Source organism: Microbacterium thalli, from assembly GCF_028737325.1.
Lineage (GTDB): Bacteria > Actinomycetota > Actinomycetes > Actinomycetales > Microbacteriaceae > Microbacterium > Microbacterium thalli.
This window is the reverse complement of record NZ_JAQZCH010000022.1, coordinates 1-261: the sequence shown is the minus strand read 5'-3', so window position 1 is coordinate 261 and position 261 is coordinate 1. Positions and strand designations below refer to the sequence as shown.

Sequence of the window (261 nt, the reverse complement as noted above, 5' to 3'; positions counted from 1 at the left end):
CACCTCGATCATGGTGCTGGTCGTCTTCCCAGTCCTGTCGGCTGGTCTGCTCGTTCTCGAGGCTGATCGGGCTCTGGGAGCCCATATCTTCGACGCTGCGAATGGTGGCCCGATCCTGTGGCAGCACCTCTTCTGGTTCTTCGGGCACCCGGAGGTGTACGTCATCGCCTTGCCGTTCTTTGGCATCATCACTGAGGTGCTGCCAGTGTTCAGTCGCAAGCCGGTGTTTGGCTATGTCGGCCTGGTATTCGCGACCCTGGC

The 261-nt window shown here is 60.5% G+C and carries 1 protein-coding gene; it reads left to right on the top strand.

Annotation, left to right across the window (positions count from 1 at the left end; translation table 11 throughout):
• A partial coding sequence (locus tag PUW82_RS15100; RefSeq protein WP_274223134.1) for a cbb3-type cytochrome c oxidase subunit I occupies nt 1–261 on the top strand: 261 nt, incomplete at both ends.